At 68.9% G+C, this 26,316-nt stretch carries 24 protein-coding genes; 13 read left to right on the top strand and 11 right to left on the bottom strand.

What is annotated here, in order from left to right:
- Positions 1-10: 10 nt before the first annotated feature.
- Together ACS5PN_RS13865 and ACS5PN_RS13860 are read right to left on the bottom strand one after the other, a co-directional pair.
- Entirely contained in the window at positions 11-799 is a 789-nt protein-coding gene (locus tag ACS5PN_RS13865) for a nucleotidyltransferase domain-containing protein (protein ID WP_439464550.1), read from the bottom strand.
- 12 nt (positions 800-811) lie between these two features.
- Positions 812-2,581, bottom strand: coding sequence for a DUF885 domain-containing protein (locus ACS5PN_RS13860; RefSeq protein ID WP_439464549.1), 1,770 nt, complete (start codon positions 2,579-2,581; stop codon positions 812-814).
- A gap of 110 nt (positions 2,582-2,691) precedes the next feature.
- Here ACS5PN_RS13860 and ACS5PN_RS13855 point away from each other — a divergent pair, with 110 nt between their 5' ends.
- Positions 2,692-5,424, top strand: coding sequence for a polysaccharide deacetylase family protein (locus tag ACS5PN_RS13855; protein WP_439464548.1), 2,733 nt, complete (start codon positions 2,692-2,694; stop codon positions 5,422-5,424).
- Positions 5,425-5,523: 99 nt separating this feature from the next.
- Positions 5,524-7,596, top strand: a complete 2,073-nt coding sequence (locus ACS5PN_RS13850; protein ID WP_439464547.1) for a PAS domain-containing hybrid sensor histidine kinase/response regulator — start codon at positions 5,524-5,526, stop codon at positions 7,594-7,596.
- A gap of 15 nt (positions 7,597-7,611) precedes the next feature.
- On the opposite strand, the gene ACS5PN_RS13845 is transcribed toward ACS5PN_RS13850, so the two are convergent.
- Entirely contained in the window at positions 7,612-8,028 is a 417-nt protein-coding gene (locus ACS5PN_RS13845) for an SRPBCC family protein (protein ID WP_439464546.1), read from the bottom strand.
- Positions 8,029-8,160: 132 nt separating this feature from the next.
- Between ACS5PN_RS13845 and ACS5PN_RS13840 the strand changes: the two genes are divergently transcribed.
- The 4 genes from ACS5PN_RS13840 to ACS5PN_RS13825 are packed head-to-tail and all read left to right on the top strand — an operon-like array spanning position 8,161 to position 11,304.
- Positions 8,161-8,409 (top strand): hypothetical protein, encoded by a 249-nt coding sequence (locus ACS5PN_RS13840; RefSeq protein ID WP_439464545.1) that lies wholly within the window; start codon positions 8,161-8,163, stop codon positions 8,407-8,409.
- A gap of 52 nt (positions 8,410-8,461) precedes the next feature.
- Positions 8,462-10,684, top strand: coding sequence for a helicase-related protein (locus ACS5PN_RS13835; RefSeq protein WP_439464544.1), 2,223 nt, complete (start codon positions 8,462-8,464; stop codon positions 10,682-10,684).
- 2 nt (positions 10,685-10,686) lie between these two features.
- Positions 10,687-11,028, top strand: a complete 342-nt coding sequence (locus tag ACS5PN_RS13830) for a hypothetical protein (RefSeq protein ID WP_439464543.1) — start codon at positions 10,687-10,689, stop codon at positions 11,026-11,028.
- A gap of 3 nt (positions 11,029-11,031) precedes the next feature.
- Complete coding sequence (locus ACS5PN_RS13825; RefSeq protein ID WP_439464542.1) at positions 11,032-11,304, top strand: hypothetical protein; 273 nt, start codon at positions 11,032-11,034, stop codon at positions 11,302-11,304.
- Positions 11,305-11,307: 3 nt separating this feature from the next.
- Here the strand turns inward: ACS5PN_RS13825 and ACS5PN_RS13820 are convergent, their stop codons facing one another.
- Positions 11,308-12,108 (bottom strand): SDR family NAD(P)-dependent oxidoreductase, encoded by an 801-nt coding sequence (locus ACS5PN_RS13820; RefSeq protein WP_439464541.1) that lies wholly within the window; start codon positions 12,106-12,108, stop codon positions 11,308-11,310.
- A 113-nt stretch (positions 12,109-12,221) separates the two neighbouring features.
- On the opposite strand from ACS5PN_RS13820, the gene ACS5PN_RS13815 reads away from it, so the two are divergent.
- The 3 genes from ACS5PN_RS13815 (at position 12,222) to ACS5PN_RS13805 (ending at position 14,174) form a co-directional block, all read left to right on the top strand.
- Positions 12,222-13,169, top strand: a complete 948-nt coding sequence (locus ACS5PN_RS13815) for a GlxA family transcriptional regulator (RefSeq protein ID WP_439464540.1) — start codon at positions 12,222-12,224, stop codon at positions 13,167-13,169.
- A gap of 37 nt (positions 13,170-13,206) precedes the next feature.
- Positions 13,207-13,485, top strand: coding sequence for a hypothetical protein (locus tag ACS5PN_RS13810; protein WP_439464539.1), 279 nt, complete (start codon positions 13,207-13,209; stop codon positions 13,483-13,485).
- 104 nt (positions 13,486-13,589) lie between these two features.
- A complete protein-coding gene (locus ACS5PN_RS13805; RefSeq protein ID WP_439464538.1) occupies positions 13,590-14,174 on the top strand; it encodes a hypothetical protein in 585 nt (194 codons plus the stop codon).
- Here the strand turns inward: ACS5PN_RS13805 and ACS5PN_RS13800 are convergent.
- On the bottom strand, positions 14,171-15,184 hold the full coding sequence (locus tag ACS5PN_RS13800; protein WP_439464537.1) for an NAD-dependent epimerase/dehydratase family protein: 1,014 nt from the start codon (positions 15,182-15,184) through the stop codon (positions 14,171-14,173). The genes ACS5PN_RS13805 and ACS5PN_RS13800 overlap by 4 nt on opposite strands.
- Positions 15,185-15,189: 5 nt before the next feature.
- Positions 15,190-16,572, bottom strand: a complete 1,383-nt coding sequence (locus ACS5PN_RS13795) for a leucine-rich repeat domain-containing protein (RefSeq protein ID WP_439464536.1) — start codon at positions 16,570-16,572, stop codon at positions 15,190-15,192.
- 153 nt (positions 16,573-16,725) lie between these two features.
- On the opposite strand from ACS5PN_RS13795, the gene ACS5PN_RS13790 reads away from it, so the two are divergent.
- The 4 genes from ACS5PN_RS13790 to ACS5PN_RS13775 all read left to right on the top strand — a co-directional run bounded on the left by ACS5PN_RS13790 (position 16,726) and on the right by ACS5PN_RS13775 (position 20,144).
- Positions 16,726-18,150 carry a peptide MFS transporter gene (locus ACS5PN_RS13790; protein WP_439464535.1) on the top strand — a complete coding sequence of 475 codons (1,425 nt, stop codon included), beginning with the start codon at positions 16,726-16,728 and terminating at the stop codon, positions 18,148-18,150.
- 4 nt (positions 18,151-18,154) lie between these two features.
- Positions 18,155-18,613 (top strand): hypothetical protein, encoded by a 459-nt coding sequence (locus tag ACS5PN_RS13785; protein ID WP_439464534.1) that lies wholly within the window; start codon positions 18,155-18,157, stop codon positions 18,611-18,613.
- A 22-nt stretch (positions 18,614-18,635) separates the two neighbouring features.
- A complete protein-coding gene (locus tag ACS5PN_RS13780; protein WP_439464533.1) occupies positions 18,636-19,316 on the top strand; it encodes a glutathione S-transferase family protein in 681 nt (226 codons plus the stop codon).
- Between the two features lie 147 nt (positions 19,317-19,463).
- Positions 19,464-20,144: a class I SAM-dependent methyltransferase gene (locus ACS5PN_RS13775; protein WP_439464532.1), complete on the top strand. Its 681-nt coding sequence runs from the start codon at positions 19,464-19,466 to the stop codon at positions 20,142-20,144.
- Here ACS5PN_RS13775 and ACS5PN_RS13770 read toward each other — a convergent pair.
- The 5 genes from ACS5PN_RS13770 to ACS5PN_RS13750 form a co-directional block, all read right to left on the bottom strand.
- Complete coding sequence (locus ACS5PN_RS13770) at positions 20,068-20,622, bottom strand: hypothetical protein (RefSeq protein WP_439464531.1); 555 nt, start codon at positions 20,620-20,622, stop codon at positions 20,068-20,070. The two genes, ACS5PN_RS13775 and ACS5PN_RS13770, sit on opposite strands and share 77 nt — an antisense overlap.
- Positions 20,619-21,584, bottom strand: coding sequence for a hypothetical protein (locus ACS5PN_RS13765; protein WP_439464530.1), 966 nt, complete (start codon positions 21,582-21,584; stop codon positions 20,619-20,621). Before ACS5PN_RS13765 ends, ACS5PN_RS13770 begins: the two co-directional genes overlap by 4 nt.
- A complete protein-coding gene (locus ACS5PN_RS13760) occupies positions 21,581-22,108 on the bottom strand; it encodes a (2Fe-2S)-binding protein (RefSeq protein ID WP_439464529.1) in 528 nt (175 codons plus the stop codon). Before ACS5PN_RS13760 ends, ACS5PN_RS13765 begins: the two co-directional genes overlap by 4 nt.
- The gene (locus ACS5PN_RS13755) at positions 22,105-24,927 is read right to left on the bottom strand and encodes a xanthine dehydrogenase family protein molybdopterin-binding subunit (RefSeq protein ID WP_439464528.1); all 2,823 of its coding nucleotides are present in this window, start codon (positions 24,925-24,927) and stop codon (positions 22,105-22,107) included. The genes ACS5PN_RS13760 and ACS5PN_RS13755 overlap by 4 nt, the downstream gene beginning before the upstream one ends.
- 75 nt (positions 24,928-25,002) lie before the next feature.
- Positions 25,003-26,304 (bottom strand): M20/M25/M40 family metallo-hydrolase, encoded by a 1,302-nt coding sequence (locus tag ACS5PN_RS13750; protein ID WP_439464527.1) that lies wholly within the window; start codon positions 26,302-26,304, stop codon positions 25,003-25,005.
- Positions 26,305-26,316 lie beyond the last annotated feature (12 nt).

Here is a 26,316-nt window from a genome sequence, read left to right as displayed (position 1 = left end):
TGGCGCCGCCTCAGGCCCAGGCTTCGTACAGGCAGCTTCTGAAAACGTCGTTCAGCCCCGGCAACACCTCGCCGCGCTGCAAGGCTTGAGGATGAATGTTCTCCAGGCGCTCCAACTCAGCCTCGATGAAGTCATTGATGCGGCGCACCGGCGCCGACAGCCCGAGTTCCGGCGCGGCGCGCTTGCGTTGCAGCAACTCGTGGACGTCGCCGAGCAGCGCCGACTGGTCATCGACGAGATGCAGCAGCTTGGCGAACTCGATCGGTGCCGCGCTGCCGTAGCGCTCCAGCCAGCGCACCGACAGCAGCGGGCGCAGCACATAGAAATACTTCTTCAGCGGCACCTCGTCGCCGCGCAGATAGCCGCGGTAGTTGGTCTTGGCCATGCTGCGGTAGTGGTGCATGCCGCTGACGCAGTTGTAGATCTCAGGCATCAAGGCCCGCACTCGCTCGGCAAAGCTGCCGCGAGTTGCATAGACGACGGGCGATTGCACCCATTCGACGAAGGCCGGATTGGACTTCCAGAACAGCCGCAGCGCCTTGCGCAGGTCCCAGCCGTTGAGGTCGATGTCGTCGACGATGGGGTATTCGATGACGTCGCGCTGCTCCTCCAGGCCGACCGACAGATACCAGTCGCGGCGATGGACATAGATGAAGCGGGCGTCGTAGTCGCTGTTGGGCGACTCGAAGCCCCAGGCGCGACTGCCGGACTCGACGGCCAGCAGCACCTGGACGTCATGCTCTGCTTCGGCGCGCCGGATGCGCTGCAGGATTTCTTCTCGGACCGGGGCGGGAATCATCCCGCCATTTTCTCAATGCGCCTGCGCCGCCATCCACGCGTCGATGCGCTTCTCCAGCACCGACAGCGGCAGCGAGCCCGCGCCCAGCACCTGGTCGTGGAAGGCCGCCAGGCTGAACTTCGAGCCCAGCTTCTGCTCGGCACGGCGGCGCAGTTCCTGGATCTTCAAGGCGCCGATCTTGTAGCCCAGGGCCTGGCCGGGCCAGGCGAGATAACGGTCGATCTGGGCCACGGCCTGCTGCTCGCCGGCACCGGTGTTGTCCATCCAGTACTTCAGCGCCTGCTCGCGGCTCCAGCCCTTGGCGTGCAGACCGGTGTCCACCACCAGGCGGGCGGCGCGGCTGATCTCCAGGCGCAGCTCACCCGCATAGGCCACCGGGTCGGTGTACAGGCCCAGTTCGTGGCCCAGGGTCTCGGCATACAGGGCCCAGCCCTCGCCATAGGCATTGATCCAGTTGCGGCGGCGGAAGTCGGGCAGGGGCATCTCCATCTGCCGGCCGAGGTGGAAATGGTGGCCCGGCTGACCCTCGTGCAGAAAGAGGGCCGTCATGGTGGAGACGGAATAGATCTTGGGATCGTTGATGACGGCCCAGAAAACGCCCGGCGCGCTGCCATCGGCCTGGCCGACGGTGTAGTGGTCGGATGCGGTCTCGCGCGTCAGCTCGGGCTCGGCGCGGATGTCCAGGGCCATGCGCGGCAATTGGCCAAACAGCTTGGGAAGCTGCGGCGCGACCATGAAGTTGATGCCGCGATAGGCGTCCAGGATTTCAGCCTCGGTCGTGAACGGGCGGAAGCGCGCGTCGGTGCGCGCCCAGGCCAGCAGGCCGCCGTTCTTCAGCGGATCGCCCTCGAAGCCGAGCTGCGGCGCGATGCGCGTGATCTCGCCCTGGATGCGCGCCACTTCGTTGAGGCCCAGCTCATGGATCTGCTCGGGCGTCAGGTCGGTCGTCGTCTGGTCACGCACCCACTGGCGATACCAGGCCTTGCCGTTGGGCAAGGACGTCCAGCCGATGCCGCCGCGTTTGCGGGCCGCAGGCAGGTAGTCGGCCTCGACAAAGGCGAGCAGGCGACGCAGGGCCGGCTGGGTGTGCTCGGCCAGTTCGCGCTGGTAGGCCTCGGTCAGGCGGGTGCGGTCGGCAGCCGCGACGCCCTCAGGCAGGGCACGCACCGGCGCCGTGTAGGGGCTGTGCGCGGCATCCGCCTCAGCGAGGTTCTTCAGCAGCGGCAGGGCCGCCTCGACGACAGGGGCCGCCTGCACCACGCCACGCTTGATGCCTTCACGCATGTTGGCGATGGCCTGGTCGCACCAGGTCGGCAGGCCGGCGACGCGCTTCAGATAGGCGTCGAGCTGGGCGGCCGTCTTCAGCGGCTGGCCGCCCTCGCCGCTGGAAAAGAAGGCCAGCTGGAAGGGCGTGGCGCCCATCTGGTGCAGGGGCAGCAGGTGGTCTGGATAGCGCTCGAAGGCGAGCTGGGCGCGCAGCTGCTCCTCCAGCAGTTCGCGGTTCAGGCGCTCGGTGGGCGGCAGGCTGGCGTCGGGCAGGGCGGCCAGCTCCTTCAGGAAGCCGCGCCAGGCGGCGAAGCGCTTGCTGCGCTCGGCCGGTGCGATGCCCAGCCCCAGCTGGTCGTCGAAACGGTTGTCACCGCCCTCGGTGGCGGTCAACGGGTCGAAACGGGCGCGAGCGTCGTAGTAGCGCGTGGCGACGTCGGCCAGGCGTTCGGCGGGGGTGGCGGCCTGGCTGGGGGCGATGAAGGCGAGAGCCAGGGTCAGGGCGAGCAGTCTCATCGTTATCGTCCTTGTGGGAGGGCGGCATTGTTGTCCCGTCAGCCACCCGACGCTGTCAGTAGAGCGAGCAGCCCCACAATCGCGCGGCTGACTTTTCTCACCCTGTTGCGATGCGCCTTGTCTCCCTTGCCCTGCTGACCACCGCCCTGGCCCTGACGGGCTGCAACAAGCGCCCGGCCGATGTGCCCGCCGCATTGCCGGCCGCCTCCGCCGCGCAGGACGCCGAAGCCGCGTACGAGTTGCGCGCCTACTCCACAGTCGTGCTGGGCCTGCATCGCCAGATCGTCGTGCTGATGGACGGCGAGGCCACGCTGCCGCCCGCCCAGCGCCGCGAGGTCCAGGCCCTGGGACAACAGCTTTTTCATGAGCTGCTGCAGCGCCAGCAGCGCCTGGCTGACCTGGCGCTCAAGCCCGAATTGCTGGAAGCCACCGCGGCCCTGCTGACACGCATCGAGAGCGAGAAGAGCTGGTACGACGCCGATCGCCTCGCCTTCAAGGAGGTGCTGGGCCAGCTCGCCAGCGGGCTGAAGAACGCCCAGACCCTGGACGGCATCAAGCTGGCCCGCCGCGCCCAGGACGACCTGGACACGCTGGCCGAGGTCGAGAAGGCCTATGAGCAGGAGCTGAAGGAGGTCTTCGGCGGCTTTGCCAAGCGCGGCATCGAGCTCAAGCGCGAGAAGTGGGCGGACTACGTCGCCAAGCTGAAGACCCTGCACACGCGCGAGGCGGTGATGAAGCAGCATGGCGCCCAGCTGCCCGCCGCGGCCGACCTGGCGCCCGAGCCCGCGGCATCAGGCGCCATGCGCGGCGTGGCCGTGAAAGACCGCGAGGTCTTTGGCGACAAGCTGCCGCCCAAGACCGTGCTGCTGACCTTCGACGACGGCCCGCATGCGCGCTACACCGACGAGATCCTGGAGATCCTGAAGCGCTACAACGCGCCGGCCGTGTTCTTCCAGCTCGGCCAGAACCTCGGCAAGGTCGGTGCCGACGGCAAGATCCAGCCCGGCAACGGCAGCGCCGTCGCCAAGCGTGTTCTGGCCGCCGGCCACCAGCTGGCCAACCACAGCTTCACCCACGGGCTGATGAGCAAGTTCGAGCTCGTCAAGGTCAAGGAAGAAGCCGCCAACACGGAGGCGCTGCTCGACGCGGCGGGTCGCAACGGCGACGCCTTGTTTCGCTTTCCCTATGGCGCCCGCAACGACGGCGCGCTGACCACCATCGAAGCGCTGAAGCTGCGCTCGATGATGTGGAACGTCGACTCCCTGGACTGGAGCGATCCCATCCCCAAGAGCATCGCCGCGCGCGTGATGGCCGAGCTGGACAAGCAGCAGCGCGGCATCGTGCTCTTCCACGACATCCACGCCCGCACCGTGCAGGCCCTGCCGCTGGTGCTGGACCAGCTCGCCGCCGAGGGCTGGCGCTTCGCGAGCTTCAAGGACGGCCAGTTCGTCGTCTCCACCGACAAGACCGCCGCCGCACCGCCGCCCTCCCCCGGCGAGCTGTACCGCGACAGCCATGCCCTGGTGATCGGCATCAACCAATACTCGGCCTGGCCCAAGCTCTCGCATGCGGTGCGTGATGCGCAGGCCGTGCGCGAATCCCTGGTCACGCGCTTCGGCTTTCGCGCCGACAACGTGACCTTGCTGACCGACGCTGAAGCCACCCGCGCCAACATCCTGAAGGCGCTGAACGAGCGCTTCGGCGACGCCAAGCGGGTCAAGCGCGACGACCGCGTCTTCGTCTTCTTTGCCGGCCATGGCAGCACGCGCAAGCTGCCCAGCGGCCGCGAGGTGGGCTACATCGTGCCGGTGGACGCGGGGCTGAACGACCTGCAGTCCGACGCCATCGCCATGCCCCAGCTGCAGGAGGTGGCCGAGGCCATCACGGCCAAGCACGCCCTCTTCGTCATCGACGCCTGCTACTCCGGCCTGGGCCTGACTCGCGGCGGGTCCAGCGCCATGGACAGCAACTTCGCCCGCACCAACGCCCGCCGCATCGGCCGCCAGATGATGACGGCCGGCGGTGCCGACCAGCAGGTGGCCGACGACGGCCCCGGCGGCCATTCGGTGTTCACATGGACGCTGCTGCAGGCCCTCAGCGGCAAAGCCGACCTGAATGGCGACGGCCTCATCACGGCCACCGAGCTGGCCGCCTATGTCGCGCCCGCTGTGTCGGCCATCGCCCACCAGACACCGGCCTTCGGCAGCCTGCCGGGCAGCGAAGGCGGTGAGTTCATCTTCGAGCTGCCGACGGCCCAGGAGCCGGGCCTGAGCGGCGCCGTCGCCCAGCTGGACGACAAGGCCAGCCAGCTCGCCGTCAAGCTCGACGAGGCCAGCAACGCCGGCCGCCAGGCCGCGCCCACTGCGGGCGGTGCCAGCGCCGTGCAGGTCACCATCAAGGGTCTGGACGGCAAGGACCAGGCCCTGGCCGCGCCCACGGCCCGCGTCGATGCCGGTGCCCGTGTCACCGCCCAACGCGCCAACGACCGCGGCCTGCAGCTCTATCGCGAGCGCCGCTACGACGAGGCCGAGGCGGCGTTCAAGGAAGCCTTGCAGCTGCAACCGAAATTCGCGCTGGCGGCCAACAACCTGGGCTTTGTGCTCTACCGGCGCGGCAAGCCCGCGGATGCGGCGGTGTGGTTCGAGAAGGCCGTGGAGATGGATGCGAGCCGGTCTCTGGCCTGGCTCAATCTCGGCGATGCGCGCTTGCAGGCCGGCGACGACGGCAAGGCCATGGCGGCCTACAAGACCTTCCTCGAGCTGGCGCCCAAGCATGCACGGGCGGCGGAGTTGCAGGCGTGGATTGCGAACCCATCGGAGGGGACGAAGCCGAAGCCGCTGTGAGGCGAGCACAGGACGTGAATCGCCTGGTTACTTCAGTTTTGGCTAGAGTCAGCCCAAGGCGCCGCGAACGTAGCGGCACTCACCGCGAGGAGCCAGGGCATGACCAGCACGTCGTCGGGGCCGTTGCCGAGCGAAGGCCCCGCCTCGCCTACGGTCCCTGACTCGGAGGCGCAGCGTTACCAGCAGTTGTTCGACTGCAACCCGACGCCGATGTGGGTCTACGACCTGCAAACGCTGCAGTTCCTGGACGTCAACGAGGTGGCCTGCCAAAAGTACGGCTACACGCGGGAGGAATTCCTCTCGATGACCATCCGCGACATCCGGCCGCCTGAGGACGTGGCGGCCATGGAGGCCTCGGTGCGGCTGACGCCGGCGCAGGTGTTCAACAGCGGCGTCTGGCGGCACCGGCTGAAGGACGGGCGACTGATTTACGTCGAGATCACCTCTCACGAGATGCCCTACCAGGGGCGCATGGCACGCTTCGTCGCGCCTCTGGACGTGACCCAGCGCGTGCTGACCGAGGCCGCCTTGCGCGAGCGCGAGGCCGGGCTGCGCCGCGCCCAGACCCTGGCGCGGCTGGCCCACGTGGTGGCCAGTGCGGACGGCGTCTACGAAAGCTGGTCCGAGACTCTGCCGCAGCTGGCCGGCTGCGATCCTGAGGCCATGCCGCGTACCCACCAAGGCTGGATGGACACGCTGGTGCATCCCGACGACCGCAGGCGGTTCAGCGAGGCTCACGAGCAGGCCATGCGGACGGGCGCGAAAGTGGAGGCTGAGTACCGCCTGGTGCGGCCCGACGGTGGCGTGGTCCACGTGGCGCAGGTCATCGAGCCGGTCGAGGATGCGACCGCCATCGGCGGCCGGCGATGGTTCAAGACGCTGCAGGACGTGAGCGAGCAAAAGGCGACCGAGGTTGCCATCCGGACTCTTAACGACGAACTGGAAACGCGCGTCGCCGTACGCACCCGACAGCTGGAGGCGTCCAACCACGAACTCATGCTTGCAACCAGCGCCGCGGAGGCTGCCAATCAGGCCAAGAGCCACTTTCTTTCCCGCATGAGCCACGAGCTGAGGACGCCGCTCAACGCCATCATCGGCTTCGCCCAGTTGCTGTCGCAGCCCAACCATGGCTTCGGAACCGAGCGACAGGCCATCTTCCACGGGCACATCCTGTCGGCCGGCCAGCATTTGCTGAAGCTGATCGGAGAGCTGCTTAACCTGGCCCGCATCGAAGCCGGCAAGGTGGAGCTGGAGATGCAGCGCCTGTCCCTGGGCGAGGTGTTCGCGGAATGCGAGGTCATGATCGTTCCGCAGGCTCAGGCGCGCGGGCTGGCGACGTGCTTCGCGGGTGCCGCCGAGCCGCTGTCCGTCATCGCCGACCGCACCCGGCTGAAGCAGGTGTTACTCAACCTGCTATCCAACGCGGTCAAGTACAACCGACCGCAGGGTGAAATCTCGCTGACGGCCCAACCCCTCGGCGCCCGGCATGTGCGTATCGAGGTGCGCGACACGGGCGCAGGGCTCGCACCGCAGCAGGTGGCCCACCTCTTCGAGGCTTTCAACCGGCTGGGACAGTCGGCGGCTGGGGCCCATGCCGTCGAAGGAACTGGCCTGGGACTGGTTGTCACCAAGCATCTGGTGGAGCTGATGGGGGGCCGCATCGGCGTCGACAGTACGCCGGGCGTCGGTAGCTGCTTCTGGCTGGAACTGGTGGGAGACACCGCCCCGCCGCCCTCGACGGCGAGGGCGGAACCGCTGGCGCGGCTGGAAGCTGCCACGCCGGCTCGTGCCCCACGCATTGTGCTGCTCGTCGAGGACGACCTGCCCAGCCAGTCCCTGGTGCAGGCGCAGCTGGCGCACCGCGCCGACCTGCAGCTGATAGTCGCCACCAATGGCCGCGAGGGCATCGCGCTGGCACTGGCGCACCGGCCCGATGTCATCCTGATGGACAACCGCATGCCGGAGATTACCGGCCGCCAAGCGGTCCAACTGCTGGGTCAGGACCCGCGAACCGCGGGCATCCCCATCATTGCGATCAGTGCCGGCGCCGGCGCGCCAGCCCCAACCACCGCGGAAGACGACTCAGCCCGGTGGTTTCGCCAGGTCGCCAAGCCCTTCAGCCAGCACGATCTGCTGGATGCGATCGACGCGGCCATGGGCGAGACGGCGTGACCTTCCACGGGGCAATCATCGTGGACCGACGCGCTGCTCCACCAACCCCTTCAACGCCCTCAAATCCTTGAGCACATGCGCCGCATCCCGCTCCAGGTCTTCATCGCTGGCTCCCGCCGTCCTCAGCACCACAAACGTCAGCGCACAGCCCTCATCCACCGGCGTGACCCGGAACGCGTTGTGCGTGGTGACGCCATCGGGCGTCGTCACGTCATGGTCCAGAACACCGAAGTCGTTGCGCGGCGCCATCCGGATCTCGATGCGGCCCATGGGTGAACCCGTCACCACCCAGTGGTCGCCTTCCTGCTCGACGTCGGCCGACGCCAGGCCCGAGGCCCACAGGTGCAGGTTTTCGCGCCGCGAGGCGAACTCATAGACCTGGCTCGCCGGGGCGGCGACGGTGGTGCTGACGACCTTGATTTCGCGTGGCATGGGGTTCTCCGAGGGGTTGGAGGGGGTCACAGGGCAAACGATAGGCCCGCCGTTCGTCGGCCGGACCGGTTTCGTCACAGGTCTGTGTTCCACTCCAACTCCGGAGTCGGTTTATGACCTCCGGAGATCTCGATGACCTCATCTGCTACGTTCCCCGCTGCAGCCCGACGCGACATGCTTCGCGATGAGTTGCTCGCCACCGTCAGCCTGCTCAAGCAGCGACGCGCGGCCGAAATCGCGGAGGGCTATGTCGACGATTACGTCGCCCTGCACTGGATGGAATGGCATGGCGGCTCGCTGCGCCTGACGACGACGGGCGAGAACGTCTGCCGGCACCTGAAGGCCCTGCTGGCCCGCACGGCCGGACGCAGCACCGTCTGATTTCGCCCCGGGCAGCGAGCAGGCGCTGGCGCGCCTGTGTTCCACTTCCCCCGTGAAGTCTGACTCCCCCTCGCCCAAGCCCCCCGCGCCCGCCTTCCCCCTGCCGCAGCCCCGCCACGCCGCCCGGCTGCCCGCCACCCTGGCGCCCGAGGACTGGGCCCGCATCCGCCAGGCCGCCTATGCCCTGCCGCAGGTGCTGGTGCCGGACGACCTCGATGACGGCACGGACGAGTCCCTGGACCGCCTCGGCTGCATTCAGATCTCCAAGGCGGCCGGTGGTGGCCGGCCCAGCCGCTGGATCCTGCCGCAGCACCTGTCCGTCGCACTGGCTCAACTCGATGCGACGCCAATGGCCAACACGCTGCGCTCGCAGATGCAGCAGCGCCTGCACCAGCTCGACAGCCTGGGCCTGCGCCGCGAAGGCCTGGTGTTCACGCGGCTGTGCGTGCACCCCCTCACCCTGGCCCACGAGGGCTGGCGCATCGACCTGTCCCACCGCGTGCCGGTGCCCGAGGAGCCTGTCTGGGCCTTTTTCCGCGATGGCGATACGGCCGCGCTGCGCCACAGCCTGGGCCAGGCCCCCGAGTACTCCTACAAGGCCGAGCTGGCCCTGCACCTGAACCACCTCGTCGCGCGCAGCGAGGCCATGGGCGATGCGGCCCAGCTCGCGTCGCTGCTGCCGCGCCTGCAGGCCGAGTGCGGCGTGCCCATGCCCTACGAGGACCTGAAGGCCGCGCTGACCCGCGCCCAGGACCGCTGGGAACAGACCGTCGAGGAGCAGAGCACCCTGGCCAGCCTGGGCCGCGAGCTGGCCTTCCAGGGCTATCCGGACAGCTTCGACGCGGCGCGCAAGCTGGGCCGCAAGGTCACGCTGTATCTGGGCCCGCCCAACAGCGGCAAGACCTATGCCGCCTTCGAGCGCCTGGCCCAGGCCCTGGACGGTGCCTATCTGGCGCCGCTGCGCCTGCTGGCCCTGGAGGGGCGTGACCGCCTTGTGGGCCGCGGCGTGCCCTGCTCGCTGCTGACCGGCGAGGAGAGCGTGCCGGCAACGGATGCGCGCGTCGTGTCCAGCACCATCGAGATGGTCAACACGCGCGATGTGGTCGACGTGGCCGTCATCGACGAGGCGCAGATGATCTTCGACGACTCGCGCGGCTGGGCCTGGACCCAGGCCATCGTCGGCGTGCCGGCGCGCGAGCTCATCATCATCGGCTCTGCCTATGCGGCGCCGGCCATCGAGCGGCTGCTGCAGCTGTGCGGCGAGAAGCCCGAGCGCCGCCATTTCGAGCGCAAGCAGCATGTGCAGCTGATGCCGGCCCCCGTGCCCATGACGCATCTGCACGCGGGCGACGCCATCGTGGCCTTCAGCCGCCGCGACGTGCTGATGCTGCGCGACCAGATCGGCCAGGCCGGCCACAACGTCAGCGTCATCTACGGCGCCCTGCCGCCCGAGGTGCGCCGCCGCGAGGCGGAGCGCTTTGCCGTCGGCGCCAGCGACATCCTCGTCGCCACCGACGCCATCGGCATGGGCCTGAACCTGCCCATCCGCCGCGTGCTGTTCTCGACGCTGACCAAGTTCGACGGCGTCGGCGACCGCGAGCTGTCGGTCAGCGAGGTGCACCAGATCGCCGGCCGCGCCGGCCGCTACGGCATGCACGACGAGGGTTTTGTCTCGGTGCTGAAAGAGGCCGAGGCCGACGCGATGAAGATCCTGCGCCAGCAGCTGCCCAAGGAGCCGCGCGCGCCGCGTGACTTCAAGGCGCCGGTGGCGCCCAACTGGCGGCATGTGCAGACCATCTCCCAGCGCATGGGCGTCAACAAGCTCTATGCGGTGCTGAGCATCTTCATGCAGCAGCTGCGCCTGGACGACGCCCACTTCGCCGTGGCCGAGCTGGAACAGATGCTGGAGCTGGCCGAGATGCTGGACCGCAACGCCAGCGCCCTGCCGCTGCAGGAGCGCTTCAAGTACGCCCAGGCGCCGGTGGACTCGCGCCTGCCCATGCTGGTGGAGCAGTTCGCCTCGTGGGCGACCAGCCATGCCCGCACCGGCAAGGCCGGCGACCCCTATTTCCTCGACGAATACGACCAGCACGGCCGCCTGGACCGCATGGAGCAGGCCTTGCGCATCTGCACGCTGTGGCTGTGGCTGGACCTGCGCTTCCCCGGTGTCTATGGCCATCTGGAGGCCGTCGTCGACCTGCGCGGGCGGCTCAACGACGGCATCGAAAGGCAGCTCAAGGGCAAACGCCCGTTGTGGCAGCGGCGCGGGCGCTAGCGATGTTGCGCAGGATCATCACCATCATCCTGCTGGGCATCCCGCCCCCGCTGCTGATGCGCTGGGACGGGCATCACGGCCACCATGTGCCGAAATGGCTGATGGCGGCGGTCTGCGCTCCGTTGGCCATTGCGCTGCTCATCTGGGAAGACGACGACGTCAGCGACACCGGCCGCGCCATCGGCAACTGGGTGCTGTTCCTGATGGGCATGTTCGCCCTCGGCATCGGCATCTTCGGCTTCGCCATGCGGCATGAGTCGGCCGTGTTCCTGGCGTTAGCCTGGATGTTCCCGGTGGGTGCGGTCATGACCATCGCCGCCGTGGTGCGTGCACTGCGGGATTGAGTCATGGCCCTGGAGCTGCGCAGCGTCGCCGACATCGAAGGCCCCTGGGTGGAGCCTGACTTCGACTCCAGCCTCATCCAGCGCTGCCGGCTCAACTGGCAGGTGCCTGTGTTCGCCCTGTCCAACTACGCCCTGGCCACCTTCATCCGCCAGCGCCGTGGCCTGAGCCTGGCGCTGCCCGAGGCCAGGTGCCGCCTGAAGGCCGGCTTCGTCGACGGGACCGAGCTCCATGACGAGGAGCTGCAGATGGCCGTGGACGAAGCACCCGACCTCTGAGCTTCAGGCCGTCACGTAGCGCGGCGCCGGCGTGTTGCTCGACAGCTGGCCCAGCATGGTCTGCCGCGCTGCCTCGTAGGCCTTCAGCGGCGCCTCGTCATGCAGCGACGGCACGGTGATCAGCTCGCCGCCGTCGAAGCCCACCAGGGCCGCATCGACCAGGGCCTCGGCCGACATCACCCACTCCTTGGGCAGGTGCTCGACGGCCAGGCCACCGCGCTCCCAGAACTCGGTCGCCGTCGCACCGGGCAGCACGGCCTGCACGCGCAGGCCCTGGGCGGCCAGCTCGTGGTGCAGGGACTGGCTGAAGGCCGTCACGAAGGCCTTGCTGCCGCCGTAGACGCCATTCAAAAGTTCGGGCGCGATGCTGACGATGGATGAGATGTTGATGACCGCACCCCGGCCGCGCGCGACAAAGCCGGGCACGGCCGCGTAGGTCAGACGCGTCAGCGCCGTCACATTCAGTTCGATCATGTGGGCCATCTTTTCGACGTCGGCCTCCAGCAGCTTGGCCGGTGTGCCGACGCCGGCGTTGTTGACCAGCAGGGTGATGCTGGCGTCTTCGCGCAGCCGCTGCTCGACGCGGGCGCGTTCCGTGGCGTCGGCGAGGTCGGCGACCAGGACCTCGACCTTGCGGCCGGTCTCGGCCGTCAGCCGGGAGGCCAGCGTATCGAGGCGCGCGCCATCGCGGGCGACGAGGACAAGGTCGTGGCCGCGGCGGGCCAGGCGGTCGGCGTAGACGGCGCCGATGCCGGATGAGGCGCCGGTGATCAGGGCGGTGCCAAGGGAAGACGAAGGGCTCATGACAGGTTCTCCGCAAGGGAAGTGAATGACATGGGCAAATTCTGGGGACACAGGCGCATGTCTCAAATGACGTATACAGTCATGTTTTGAGACATCAACACCAAGTGGCCGGCATGCACCGCCTGGGCTTTATCGTCAGTGAAGGCTTCCAGCTGATGGCGCTGTCGACGCAGGCCGTCTTCGAGTTCGCCAACCTCGTCACCGAAGACAAGTTCTACGACTTCGCCTGCTACAGCGTGACCGGCGGCGATGTGATGTCGTCCAGCGGCGTGCGCGTCAGCACCCTGCCCCTGGCCTCCTGCACCCAGGCCGACACCTGGCTGGTGACGGGCGCCTCCGACCCCATCGTGGCGCCGGCTGAAACCGAGGTGCTGAAGTTCCTGCGCCGTGCAGAGCGCCATGCGCGGCGCATCGCCGGCCTGTGCACGGGCGGCTTTGCACTCGCCGAGGCCGGCCTGCTGGACGGGCGGCGCGCGACCACGCATTGGCTGTTTGCCCGCGACCTGCAGGCCCGCCACCCCGAAGTCCAGGTCGATGACGACCGCATCTTCATCGTCGACGGCCCGCTGTGGACCTCGGCCGGCATGACGGCCGCCCTGGACCTGGCCCTGGCCATGGTGGAGGCCGACCTGGGCCAGGACGTCGCCCGCGCCGTCGCCCACAAGCTGGTCATGCCGCAGCGGCGCACGGGCGGGCAGTCCCAGCATTCCGAACTGCTGGAGCTGGCCCCCAAGACCGACCGCATCCAGCAGGCCCTGGACTATGCGCGCGCCCACTTGAAGCAGGCGCTGTCGGTGGAAGAGCTGGCCGAGGTGGCTCACCTGAGCCCGCGCCAGTTCAGCCGCGTGTTCACGGCCGAGACCGGGCAATCCCCGGCCAAGGCCATCGAAGGCCTGAGGCTGGAGGCGGCGCGGCTGATGATCGAGCAGAGCCGCCACCCGCTGGAGATCGTGGCGCGCGAGTCGGGCTTCCGCGACCGGCGCCATCTGCGCGAGGTGTTCGTGCGCAACTTCGGCGTGCCGCCGCAGGTCACGCGACGTGGCGCGCGCTTGGGCAGTTAGCCACTACCATCACGCATCCTCGACGACCTGCTCCGTGATGACCCGATCATTTCGCCTCGCCCTGCTGACCGTCGCCTTGACGGGCTGCGCCTCCACGCAGTTTCGCGACCCCGGCCTGAGCGCCGAGGCCGATCGCAGCACCCAGCGTGCCGTGGCGGCGCAGAAGGACGGCATGCGCGAGGTGGCGCAGTTGCAGGACGCGCGTGCCGATCGCTTGAACGCCCAGTCCAAACGCTATGGCTTTGGCGACTGGCTCGCCGATGTCGTGTTTAACGCGATGCTGGACAACGCATCTTCTGGCTCCAAGCGGCGCTGACCGCTTCGTGAGGCGCGGCACCGCGGAAGCAAGTCTCCGCGGCCCAACTTTTTTCTTCCACGGCGGCTGTCCAGAATGGCAGCGTCGCTCTGAAGGAGAAAACCATGGCTGCACTGCACCGCGCGAGTCGCGCCGTGATGGGCCTGGGCTCGCTGCTGCTCTGGTCCGCTGCGGCCCAGGCTGCCGACCGCGTGCAGGCCCTGCGCCCCGGCATCAACCGCGTCGCCCTGCAGGCCGGCACTGCGCCCGGCATGGCCATGCTGGCCCACCGGGAGAACTTCAATGCCCATGGCTTCGAGGTGTTGACGCTGTACGCCGAGCTGCCGGTGTCACAAGGGCAGCGGCCGCAGTGGCAGATCGTGCCGCTGTTCGACGCAGCCGGCGAGCACCTGGAGCTGACGGCCGGTGGCGGCGCGGACTGCCTGCTTCACGACTTCCGGCTGCTGCGCCCCGCGCGGGGCCGTGACGCCGAACTGGTGCTGGCCGAGCGCGACCTGGGCGAAAGCTTCGCCGCGGCGGCCCAGGTCCGGTTCCGCTTCTTCCGGCTGCGCGCCAATCGTGAGGGCGAAGTCGGCCGGCCGGTGATCTATTTCGAATTCGATCACGGCGAGGTCGCCAAGGCCACGTACTGTGACGTCGGCGAGGCGATGCGCGCCGAGCTTGGCCTGCCAGCCGCCTGGTTGCGCTAGACCACCCGCAACGCCACCAGATCACGTGCCGTCTGCACGATGGCCTCGCGCGGCGGGCGCGGCACCCAGCCCAGCACCTCGCGGGCATGGGTCGAATCCTGGTGACGGGTCGTGCCCAGTTCGCTGGCAGCGGCACGCACCGCCGGGCTGACCTTGGCCAGCAGGCGCACGGCCCAGTCGGGCATTTCCAGGGTCGGCACCTTGCCCGCCTTCTCGCCAAGCTCGGCACGCAGGATGGCAGCGATCTCACGCAGCCACAGGAAACCGCCGCAGGCGATGAAGCGCTCGTCGGCCATGCTCTGTGGCGCGGTCAGGGCGCGCCAGTGCAACTCGGCCACGTCGCGCACGTCGACGATGCCGAAGCCGATGCGCGGCATGGCCGGGATGCGGCCCTGCAGCAGGCTCTGCACGATGACGACACTGGCCGAATAGTCGGCACTGGCTACCGGCCCGAGCACGACGGAAGGGTTGACGGTGCAGAACTCCAGCCCACTGCCCTCGCGCGCCACCCAGTCGCGCGCGGCGCGCTCGGCCACCGTCTTGGACTGCACATAGGCCGGGATGCCGGGCGTCTGCAGCCGCGTCCAGTCGTCCTCGGTGAAATGGTGGTCGCCCGGGCCGTGGCCATAGGAGATGGCGGCGACGGAGGATGTCATGACGACGCGCCGCACGCCGGCATCGCGGGCTGCCCTCAGCGCCCGCAGGGCGCCGTCGCGGGCAGGCGTGATGAGGTCGTTGGCATCGCGCGGCACGCCCACAGGCAGCGGCGACGCGAGATGGGCCATGTGGCTGCAACCGGCCGCCGCCTCGGCCCAGCCGGCGTCGGCCAGCAGGTCGGCAGCAAAGCAGCGCAGCTGTTCGCTGCTGCCCACGCCCAGCCCCTGGCGCAAGGCCGGCTCGCGCTTCAGGTCGCGCACGGTGGCGTGCACCTGCCAGCCAGCGGCCAGCAACTGGCGGATCAGCACACCGGCGATGAAGCCGCTGCCGCCGCTGACGAGGATGGTGTTCACGCGCGTCACTCCACGAACATGCGCGCATGCCCTTCATGCGCAGCGGGCAAGCGCCAGTAGGGCGACTCGAAGGTGACGTGGATGGACGGGCACTCGTCCTTGGGCCGCAGGAAGACGCTGCGCACCTGGCGGCCGTGGGCCTGCAACACCCGGCGCAGCTCGTCCTCGCCGGGCAGCGCGAAGCCTTTCTGGGTGTACAGCATCAGCTCCGCCGCCGATGGGTGCCGGGCCAGGGCCTCGAAGTCGACGCGGCCCATCTGCAGCAGCACGCCGGCGTTCTGCAGTTCGGGCCAGTGCTTAAAGGTCTCGTAGCTGGCCAGCGTGCCGTCGCGGCTGTGGACGAAGGCCCAGCGCAGAGCCTTCAGCCCCGCGATGGGCTCGAAGCTCTGCACCTTGGGCAGCTTGAACATCTCCAGCCGCTCGACGCCCCAGGCTTGGGGCAGCTCGCCGATGTCGGTGATGCTCAGGCAGTTCGCCAGGCGCAGCTCTTTCAGCGCCGGGACCTGCGCCAGGCCCTCCAGCGAGGCCAGCGGTGCGCCGGACAGGATGAGGGTCTCCAGCCCCTGCCAGCCGTCGAGGGCCTTCAAGGTCTTGAGCTTGCGCGGACGCCGCAGTTCCACGCTGCGCAGGCTGGGGTTGTTCAGCCACCGGGGATCGAGCTTCTCGGCGTCCAGGCTGCGAAAGCCGCGCAGCTTGGGCAGCTTGCGGTAGTCGCCATGGGCCTGGGGCGCCTTGTGCAGATAGATCTGCTCCAGCGCCGGCAGCTGGTCGATGCTCGCCAGACTCAGCGCTTCCGATGGGCTGCGCAGGCCACGGATCTTGTCGGCGTAGCGCTGCAGCGGCTCCAGGGAGCCCAGACCCGAACCAGGGCTGACCCAGTAGACATCGTTCTCCGCCAGTGCGGCCTCGGAGGCGGCGCTCCAGCGGTAGATGTCCAGGTCCATGGTGCCGTCCGGACGGCCCTGCAGCCAGTGGTCGTCGTTCTTTTCCAGGAAGTCCGGCGTCTCGCAGAACCACCCTTCGAACTCGCAGTCATGCCGCGGGCCGAGCCGGCACATCTCCTGGGCCCAGGCGAGCAGGACGTCCTCCGCCATCGGCAGCGGCGGGGTGAGGCCGCTGACCGCCCACGACGCCATCTCCAGCCAGGTGGCGGTCCAGTCCACAAAAGCGCCCGTCTTGCGCACCTGCGGTTGATAACCACGCGCCTTCAGCACGGCGGCCAGCGCGTCGGCCTTGGCCTGGGTGTTGGTGTGGAAGAAGAACTTCAACGCCCTCTCGTCCGTCGGCCGTATGCGCCAGGCCCGCAGCGACCTCAGCTGCTGGGGCGTCTTCCAGGCCGCCCGGGCCAGGCTGCGCTCCAGGCGCTCCTCGGTGACAAAGCTCTCCATGCCCAGCCTCTCCCTTGACGAATGCGCCACATCGTAAGCAAGGAAAACGGCGGCCCGGCCCCATGACGGCCGTCATGCCCGGGCGATTGCGCATTGCCAGCCCGGCCGCAGCCATGGACAGTCTCGGCTTTCGCAGTTTTCCGGGACACCCCCTTGACCTCCGCCACCCTGACCGCGGCCGCCGACGCCACAAGCGACGCACGCGCCCGCCACGATCGTTCCTTCCTGGGCCACCCCGCCGGCCTGGGCTGGCTGTCCTTCTGCGAGCTGTGGGAGCGCTTCAGCTACTACGGCATGCAGGCCCTGCTGGTGCTCTACCTCAGCAACTACCTCTTCATGCCGGCCAACATCGGCCATGTGGCCGGCATGGATGCGCTGCGCCATGCCATCGAGAACGTCACCGGGCCGCGCTCGCCGCAGCAGCTGGCCTCCGCCGTGTTCGGCCTCTACGTCGGCCTGGTCTACCTGACGCCCATCTTCGGCGGCCTGCTGGCCGACCGCGTGCTGGGCCGCACCAAGACCGTCGTCATCGGCGCCCTGCTGATGGCCGCCGGCCACTTCCTGATGGCCTTCGAGACGGCGCTGCTGCCGGCCCTGTCCTGCCTGCTGCTGGGCGTGGGCTGCTTCAAGGGCAATATCGCCGCCCAGGTGGGTGACCTCTACGCGCCGGGCGACAAGCGCCGCGCCAGCGCCTTCCAGATCTTCATGCTGGCCGTGCAGATCGCCGTCATCGCCGCGCCCATCGTCTGCGGCACGCTCGGCGAGCGCGTGGGCTGGCACTGGGGCTTCGGCTCGGCCGGCGTGGGCATGCTGATCGGCCTGTTCGTCTACCTGGCCGGTCGCCGCTACCTGCCGCCCGAAACCAGGCGCGAAGCCGGCAAGCAGGAAGCCCGTCCGCCCATCGGCCGCCGCGGCGCGCTGCAGGTCACCCTGCTGGTCGCCATGATCCCGCTGCTGATGCTGTCCATCGTCGGCAACCAGCAGTTCAACAACGCCTACCCGCTGTGGTCGCAGCAGCACATGGACATGAACGTGGGCGGCTTCGAGGTGCCGGTCACCTGGCTGCAGGCCGTGGACGCCACGGTGAGCTTCCTGACCATGCTGGGCTCGATCGCCTTCTGGCGCTGGTGGGCCACGCGCCGCCGCGAGCCCGACGAGGTCACCAAGATGGCCCTGGGCTGCTTTGCGGCCTGCGGGGCGCCGGCCCTGCTGCTGATCCCGGCCTTCGCCATCGAGGGCGGCGGCGGCAAGATCAGCATCCTGTGGACCTTCGCCTACACCCTGGTCAACGACATCGGCTTTGCCAACATCATGCCGGTGGGCCTGGCCCTGTACTCGCGCGCCGCACCGGCCGGCCTGCAGGGCGTCATGATCGGCCTGTACTACCTGCACCTGTTCTTCGGCAACACCTTTGTCGGCTGGCTGGCCGGCCTGCTGGAGGTCATGCCGGGCTCGCAGTTCTGGGGACTGCACGCGGTGCTGGTGGCCGCGGCCGGCGTCGGCCTGCTCATCGTCAAGCTGCTGTTTGGTCGCCTGCTGGCGCCGGACGAAGAGCGGGTCAATACGGGCACCGTGTGACCCCGTGAACGACGCCCTCGACCGACTGGCCCGCGAACTGGCGCTGGATGCGCCGGAGCGGCTGCGGTTGAGGCTGCGCTTCGGCCTGGCCTGCGTGCAGCGGGTGCATCACCTGCTCGAAGACCCCGCCGTCATCGACTGCCTGCACGTGCTGGTGCGCCACCTCGAGGGCCGGGCCTCATCCGCCGAGCTGGAGACCGCAGCAACGGAGGCGGCCCGGTTGGCCAACCACCACCCCGGCTCGCGCTCGCTGGACGGCGTGGGCCACGCGGCCGTGTCGGCCTCCTATGCCGTCGCCAACGCCCTGGCGGGCAAGGCCCTGCGCGCGGCCGAGTACGCGGCCTACGCCAGCGTCTACGGCGAGGGCGGCTATGGCGCCGTGCAGCAGCGCGAGTCCTTCCAGCCGGAGATGGACTGGCAGGTTCAAGCCTTGAGAAGCCTTGCCGCTGAAGAGCCGCGCTAGGAGCCTGCCTACACTGCGGCCCATGATCACCGTCCACCACCTCAACAACTCCCGCTCGCAGCGCGTGCTGTGGCTGCTCGAAGAGCTCGGTCTCCCCTACGAGATCAAGCACTACCAGCGCGACGCCAAGACCTCGCTGGCGCCGCCCGAGCTGCGCCAGGTGCACCCGCTGGGCAAGAGCCCCGTCATCACCGACGGCGGACTGACGGTGGCCGAGAGCGGTGCCATCCTGGAGTACCTGGTGGATCGCTACGGCCAGGGTCGGCTCAAGCCCGCCAACCCGGCGCCGGAAGACGCCGACACGCTGCGCTACCGCTTCTTCATGCACTTCGCCGAAGGCTCGGCCATGTCGCCGCTGCTGATGAAGCTGGTGTTCAGCAAGATCGTCAAGTCGCCCATGCCCTTCTTCGTCAAGCCGATTGCCAAGGGCATCGCGGCCAAGGTGCTGGGCGGCTTCGTGCAGCCCAATATCGACTCGCAGCTGCGCTTCCTGGAATCGGAACTGGCGTCACGGCCCTGGTTTGCCGGCAATGAGTTCACGGCGGCCGATGTGCAGATGAGCTTCCCCATCGAGGCCGCAGCGGTGCGCGGCGGCGACATGGACGCCTATCCCAAGCTGCGCGACTTCCTGGCGCGCATCCATGCGCGACCGGCCTACAAGAAGGCGCTGGAGCGCGGTGGACCGTACAGCCTGATGAGCTGATCCGCCTACACTGACCCACGGCCGCACACTGCGCGGCCGCCACCGTCTTGCCCCGCCGGCCTGTCGCCCGGTCGCTGTGACTCCACAGCGGCGCTGACCTCCCCGTGTCGCATTGCGCTCGAACACGCAGGTCACCCCGGAGGGCGCATGCCCGGCTACGAAATCAAGGTCCAGTCCCTCGCCATCGACGGCGCGGCGGACCTGCAGATCCGCTCCCTGCTCGACAACGACCAGTTCGCCGACCCGGCTGGAGCCGCCGAGGCGCTCGGCATCTCGTCTGCGCAATGGCCGTTGTTCGGTCAGGTCTGGCCCTCGGGCCTGCGGCTCGCCGCCGCGATGGCCGTGCGGCCCTTGCCGGAGGGCGAACGCATCCTGGAGATCGGCTGCGGCCTGGCACTGGCCAGCCTGGTCTGCCATCGCCGCGGCGCCGAGGTCACGGCCAGCGACATCCATCCACTGGCCGGCGCCTTCCTGCTGGAGAACCTGCGCCTGAACGAACTCGCGCCGATGCGCTATTGCCATGGCGACTGGAGCGAAGACGCCGTGATCTCACAGGGCGGCGCGCCGCGCGTGCAGGGTCGCTTCGACCTCATCATCGGCAGCGACGTGCTCTATGAACGCGACGACGGCGGCGCGCTGGCGACCTTCATCGACAAGCACGCGCTGCCCAGGTGCGAGCTGCTCATCGTCGACCCCAACCGCGGCAACCGCGCGGCCTTTGGCAAGCGCATGGCGTCGCTGGGGTTTGAGTTCAGCGAGACGCTGCTGAGTGCGGAGGCGGGGAGGCCGGACTATCGGGGGAGGTTGATGAGGTTTGTGAGGGGCTGACACGCCTCTTGGGCTTCACCTGCGATGCCCAATCGCCCAGGCGGCATTGGATGGTGTGGACACGCCGCTGCAATTGACTGATCGGTGCTTGCAGAAGATCGCAGTCCAGCACATTCCCATCCAGATGACGGTGGTCGGAGTAGACGTTGACCAGCACCTCGTAGTCCAAGGTGCGCAATCGCTTCACCTGCACGGGATCGAAAGACACGTCCTTCACCCGCATCGAGAACGAATCCTTTTCTGCGCGTCGAAAAGAGGCCAGGTTGGCCCCGCCTGGTCCGACGACGTCCGCGAAACTGATGCTCAACCCGACCCATTCCTGGTGCGCCTTCAGAAATTGGCTGGCCTTGGCATCGAGCTGGATCTCCAGCGTGAAATCCGGTTGCTCAAGGCGTGGCTCGGCGGCAAGCACCGGCCCGCTCGAAGCCACCGCCGCGATGAACCCGATCAGGCCCACGCAAACGCCTTTGACGGTCATCTTTGGGCGCCCTTGCTCCCGTACTCCACCACCCTGCACCCCGCCCCCTGCGGGTTCTCGCAGCAGGCCGCCAGCTTCTTCAGGCTCTCGCTGAACTGCTCGTTCCACTGCGTCTGGCTGTGCAGATTGCCGGGGCTCATCCAGTGCGATTGCGGGAAGCGCCGGGACCATTCGTCGCCCCCCTCCTGAGGCGCGCGGCCGGTGGACTGCTGCATGGCGACCTGGCAGGAGTTCATGTTGCCCATGCGGTGGCAGGCCGTGCAGGTGTTGCCACGCGTCGTGATGCCGAAGGCGTGCAGCTTGGACCAGGCCCTCTTGAAGTCCTCGCCGATGGCCTTGGGCTCGTAGAAGCCGAAAGGATCGCCCGGCAGCTGCGTCGTCTGCGCGATGTAGGGCGAGTACATGAAGGGCCCGCTGTCATGGCAGTTCACGCAGGCGGGCTGGCTCCACGCCACCTGATGCGGCGTCTGCCAGACCTTGTCGGCCGGCACTGCCGGGCGCTTCAAGGTGCTGGGCGAGGGCACGGCGCGGCCGTCGATGCCCGTGGCCGCGCTCAACGGCGCCTTGGCCTTGGCGGTGAACCAGCAGGTCTTGCCGTCCTTCAGGCTGTGGGAGATGACATTGATCTCGTCGAACCACCAACTGCCCGCCGGGCGCGCCACCTGCTTGCGGCAGATGGCGCTGATCTGCGCCCCCTTGTCGTCGCGCAGCACCAGGGCGCGGCTGCCGGGCACGCACTGGCTTTGGGCATCGGCCTGGTGCAGCAGCGAGGGCCGGTCGCAGCTGGGCGGCGCCTTGTCGGCCGGCACGGGCTTGCCGTCGATGGTGATGGGGATTTCCTCGCCGGCCATGCAGCTGAAGGCCGGTATCTCGGCGATCTGCTCGGCACATTGGCGGCCGTATTCGAACAGCGTCCCGGCCTGGGCGGTGCCTGCGAGAAGGAGGAACAGCAGCGCTCTCATGCGACCACCAGGCCTTTCTCCGCCAGCACGACGGCGCGGATGGCCTGGTGGTAACGGGCATAGCCGGTACAGCGGCAGATGTGCTGGCCGACGGCGTCCTCAATGGCCGCATCGAGCCCGTCGCGCCGGACGGGCTGCACGCGCAGCCGGCCCAGCAGCATCTCGGTCGCCATGACAAAGCCCGGCGTGCAGTAGCCGCACTGGAAGGCGAAGTGGTCGAGGAAGGCCTGCTGCACGGCGCTAGGCTTTTCCATGCTGCCGGTGCCTTCCACCGTCGTGATGGACTGGCCCTGCAGAAGCGCGACCGGCGTTGAGCAAGCCAGCATGGGCTGCGCCTGGCTGCTCGGCTGGCGGCGCGCGGCCACGGTGCAGGCCTTGCAGACACCGATGCCGCAACACAGCCGCGTGCCTGACAGGCCCAGCTCCTCACGCAGGAAGTCGACGAGAGGCAGGTCGCTCGGCACCTCGGTCTGGATGGGCCGGCCATTGACGTGGAACTGGACGGGGACGAGATGGTCGTTCATGCCAGGGCCCTTTCGATGTCGGCAGCGGTGATGGGCAACGAGCGGAAGCGCTGCCCGGTCGCGTGGGCGATGGCATTGCCGATGGCCGGTGCGATGGGGCAGAGCACGGCCTCGGCAATGCCCTTGCCGGTGGTCTCGGTGGTAGGCAGGGGCGTGATGCTCATGCGCGCCAGCGGCACGTCGGCGCTGAGGGCCACGTGATAGCGGTCCAGGTTCCAGCGACCGTCGCCCGCGCCGCCGGCTTCCAGCGGCAGGTTCTCCAGCAGCGCATAGCCGATGCCCATGGCGATGCCGCCCTGGGCCTGACCCATCAGCAGGTCGGGCTGGATGACCTTGCCGGCATCCACCAGCAGCTGCACGTCGACGACGCGCGGCGCATGGCTCCTGGGTCCGATCTCGACGGCCACCAGCACGCCCGAGGGCGCATACAGGCTGCGGCCATAGAGGGCCGCCGCAGGCTTGGGCGGAATGACGTTCTGCCGCAGCACGGGCGTCCAGTTCGACTGGCCCGCGGCGCGCAGCGACAGCCCGTCAACGGGCAGCTGCAAGGGCGGCCCGGCCGGCACGGCATAGGTCCCGGCCACCCAGGACCCCTCGTAGCAGCCATGCACCATGGCCGCCGCCGTGAGACCGGTCTTGTGCACCTGCGTGGCCAGCGCGCGCAGCGTCAGCGGCGCCAGGCCCGGCGCGGTGAGATGACCCTGGTCCCAAACCGTCTTGCCCTGGACCTGGGCCAGCGGCACACCCCACAGCGCCGCGGCCGCCGGCAGCAGGCCGGCCTGGAACAGCACCTGGCTGGCCTGCTCGGTGACGTGGACCTGGTGGAAAGCCGTCAGGCAGGCACTGCTGGACATGGCGAAGGCCGCCGTCCAGTTGGGCTGGCTCCAATTGCCGCCGGCATAGGTGCTGACGTCCAGCGCATTGAAGCTGCCGACATCGCCCATGACGATGTCGTGGGCGTTGTGGCCCAGCCAGCCGGCGGTGCTGATGGCCAGCGTCGTCGCCGAGCCGTTGCCCATGTCGACGCAGTTGGTGCGCACGGTCAGCCGCCCGATGGCATCCATGGCCACCTCGGCCATGACGCCGTCCTTGCCCGTGCCATAGGCCTGGTTGGCCAGCGCAAAGCCGACACCGTAGCGGATGCCCTCGCGGGCCTTGCGGCGCTTGACGGCCTCGCGGTCGCGCCACAGCGCATGCTCGCGCGAGCGGCGGCAGATCTCGTGCAGGCGCATGGGCTGCTGCAGCGGAGCGCCGGTGATGGTGCGGTCGCCCTCGCGCAAGACATTGATCTGGCGCAGCTCGATGGGGTCGCGCTTCAAGGCCACGGCCACCTCGTCCACCAGGGTCTCGACGGCAAAGCTGGCCTGGGGCCCGCCGAAGCCGCGCATGGAGCCCGCCACGACGCCGGTGCTGGGCTGGGCGATGGCATCCACATAGGCCTGCTTGATGTCGTAGCCGCTGAGGCCGCAATAGGCTGCCAGCATGGCGACGAACTGGCTGTAGTTGTTCTGGCCGCCCGAGGGCAGGACCTGCTGGCTGCCGAAGGCGAGGAACTTGCCCGTCCGGGTGTCCACCGCGATGCGCTGGGTGATCCTGCTGGCCAGCTGCTTCAGGCCGCCCTGGAACTGCTCATAGCGGTCCTGGGCGATGCGCACCGGTCCGTCGGCCAGTGCCGCCGTGACGGCCAGCAGCGGCGGGAAGGTGGACACGTCGCGCCCGCCGAAGCCACCGCCGGGGTAGCAGGAGTTCAGCACCACGGTGGACACCTTGATGGTCGGGCAGGCCTTGAACAGGTCCAGGCTGTCGCCCGAGTCGCCATTGGTGGCCTGGGTGCCGAGCACGAGGTTGAGCGTGCCCGTGCCGGAACTGTCCAGCCAAGCCAGGCCGGCCTCGGGCTCCATGAACATCGGGTCCAGCACCTGCGTCGAGTAGCTGCCACCGATTTGCAGCACATGGGGATCGGGCGCCTGCAGCGTGGTGTCGATGCGGCCCCGCATCTGGCGGGCCGTGCTGTTGTAGGGCTGGCTGGACGAGTCGGGCTGGTAGGGGTCGGAGGCATAGCCCACCTGCACCTGCGAGAAGGGCTCGATGCCCGGCGCCTCGTAACGCGTCAGATAGTTGACCGGGCTGTAGGCCATCACCCAGGGCTGCTTCGGCGGCGCGGCCAAGCCGCTGGCCTGCACGACGCCGGGCTGGAACTGCAGGGCGCGCTTGGCACGGCGGTAGGCGTTGCCGTCGGCAAAGATCAGGATGGCCACCGGCTGGCCGTAGAACTGCGGCGCCGTACCCACCGGCACCAGCAGCTGCGAGACCCCGTCGGCGCCGGCGCTGGAGAAGGGCAAGGAGAGGTTCAGCGAAGCCAGGTCGCGCTGCGGCCAGGGGAAGCCGGTCAGCGGCGTCTGCGTGATGGTCAGCAGCGGCAGGGCCTTGGCTTCGCTCAAGCGCCCGAGGTCCAGGCCGCTGAAGGCCAGGCCGGGCTGGGTGGCGCGCAGGATCATGGCCATGCGCTCGGTCTGCGGCCAGCCAGGCATGTCGACGGCGCGGAAGTCGCGCGCATAGATCTTCTGCCCCGTCACCTTGGCCAGGCCGTCGATGCGAAAACGCGCCTTGCCGGGGCCGCCGGACCAGTCGGGCGCGCCGGGCGGCGTGTGCGGCTGGACGGGCGTGCCTTCGGGCTGCGGCCGGGCGCCAGGGTTCTTGATGATAGGCGGCTTGAAGGCCAGGGCCAGTTCATGCACCAGCAGCGTCACCGCCGCCGCGCCGGTGCCGATGACGCGACGCCGCGTCAGCTGGAACGGCCCGTTTGTGTTCTGCGACACGCCTGTCTCCCATCCGATGGATGGGACGCAGTTTGGCGCCGTCGGCCGACGTCTACGGCCGGGGTTTTGCCTGATTCAGCGCGTCAGGCGATAGATGAGCACCGCCGCCCGGATCGCACCCTGTTCTATGGATGCGATCTCCAGCCACTCGTCCGGCGTGTGCGCGCCGCCGCCCGCAGCCCCCAGGCCATCGAGGCTGTCAACGATGGGCGCCACGAACTGCACATCGCCCGCGCCGCGCTGGCCGGGCGGGAAGGCCACGACGGCGTTCAGGCCGGCGTCGGCGCTGGCGGCCGAATAGGCCTCCAGCACCTTGAGGTTGCCTGGCGTGGGCGCCATCGGCGGATAGCTTTCGTGGAAGCTGATCCTGGAGCGCGTGCCCGGCAGGGCCTGCTCGACGATGGCCTGCATGCGCTCGCGGGCCTTGGCGCCCTGGGCCTCGGTCAGATAGCGCAGGTCGCCGCGCACCTGGGCGTCGCGCGGGATGACATTGGTCTTGCCGAAGGCCTGGCCCTGGCTCTCGCCGTCGTCCCACTTCGCGCTGGTGCCGGCCACCACCGTGGCGGCATTGAAGGTCAGGTCGGGCTCGATGAGCTGCTCGCGGAAGGCATTCAGCACCCGCGCCGCCTCGTACAGCGCGCCATAGCCGTCGCGACCGAAGACGCCGGCCGAGTGGCCCGTGCGGGCCGTCACGTCCAGATGCCAGGTGCCCGAAGCGCGCCGGCCGATGGTGGCGGTGTCACGGCCCTGCTCGTCCTTGGTGGCGCCTTCGAAGGCGAGAGCCACGTCGCTCTGCTTCGCGGCGTCGATCAGTGCGGCCCGCGCCACGGCCGCCGGCGAGCCGACGCGCTCCTCGTCGCCCGTGAAGACAGCCCGCACCGTGGTGCCCTTCAGCGCACCGGCCTCGTTCAGGGCCTTCAGGGCCAGCAGGATGATGACGTCGCCGCCCTTCATGTCGGACACGCCCTGGCCGCGCACGCGCTTGCCGTCGGATGCCCAGGGCGTCACGGGGCTGTCCTTCTCGAAGACGGTGTCGAGGTGGCCGATCAGCAGCACGCGCCTGCCCTTGTCGCCGGTGCGCTCGGCGACCAGATGGCCGGCCCGCTTCATCTCGGCCGGCATGTCGACCCAGCGCGTCTTGAAGCCCAGGGCCTCGAACTCGGTGGCGTAAAGCGCCCCGACCTCGCGAACGCCGGCCGGGTTCAAGGTGCCGCTGTTGACGAGGACGCTGCGCTCCAGCAGCTTCAGCGCGTCGGGCGTCAGCCGTTTCACGTGGGCGACGATCTGCGCCTCCTGCGTGTCCAGGCCGGTCGCCAGGGCCGCGGACGTGGCGAGCAGCAGGGAGAGGGCGGTTGCGAGGGCGTGTAGCGGCTTCATGGCCCGAGTGTC

The sequence above is a fragment of the Roseateles sp. NT4 genome (assembly GCF_051857475.1).
Lineage (GTDB): Bacteria > Pseudomonadota > Gammaproteobacteria > Burkholderiales > Burkholderiaceae_C > Pelomonas.
This window is presented reverse-complemented; position numbering and strand designations above follow the sequence as displayed.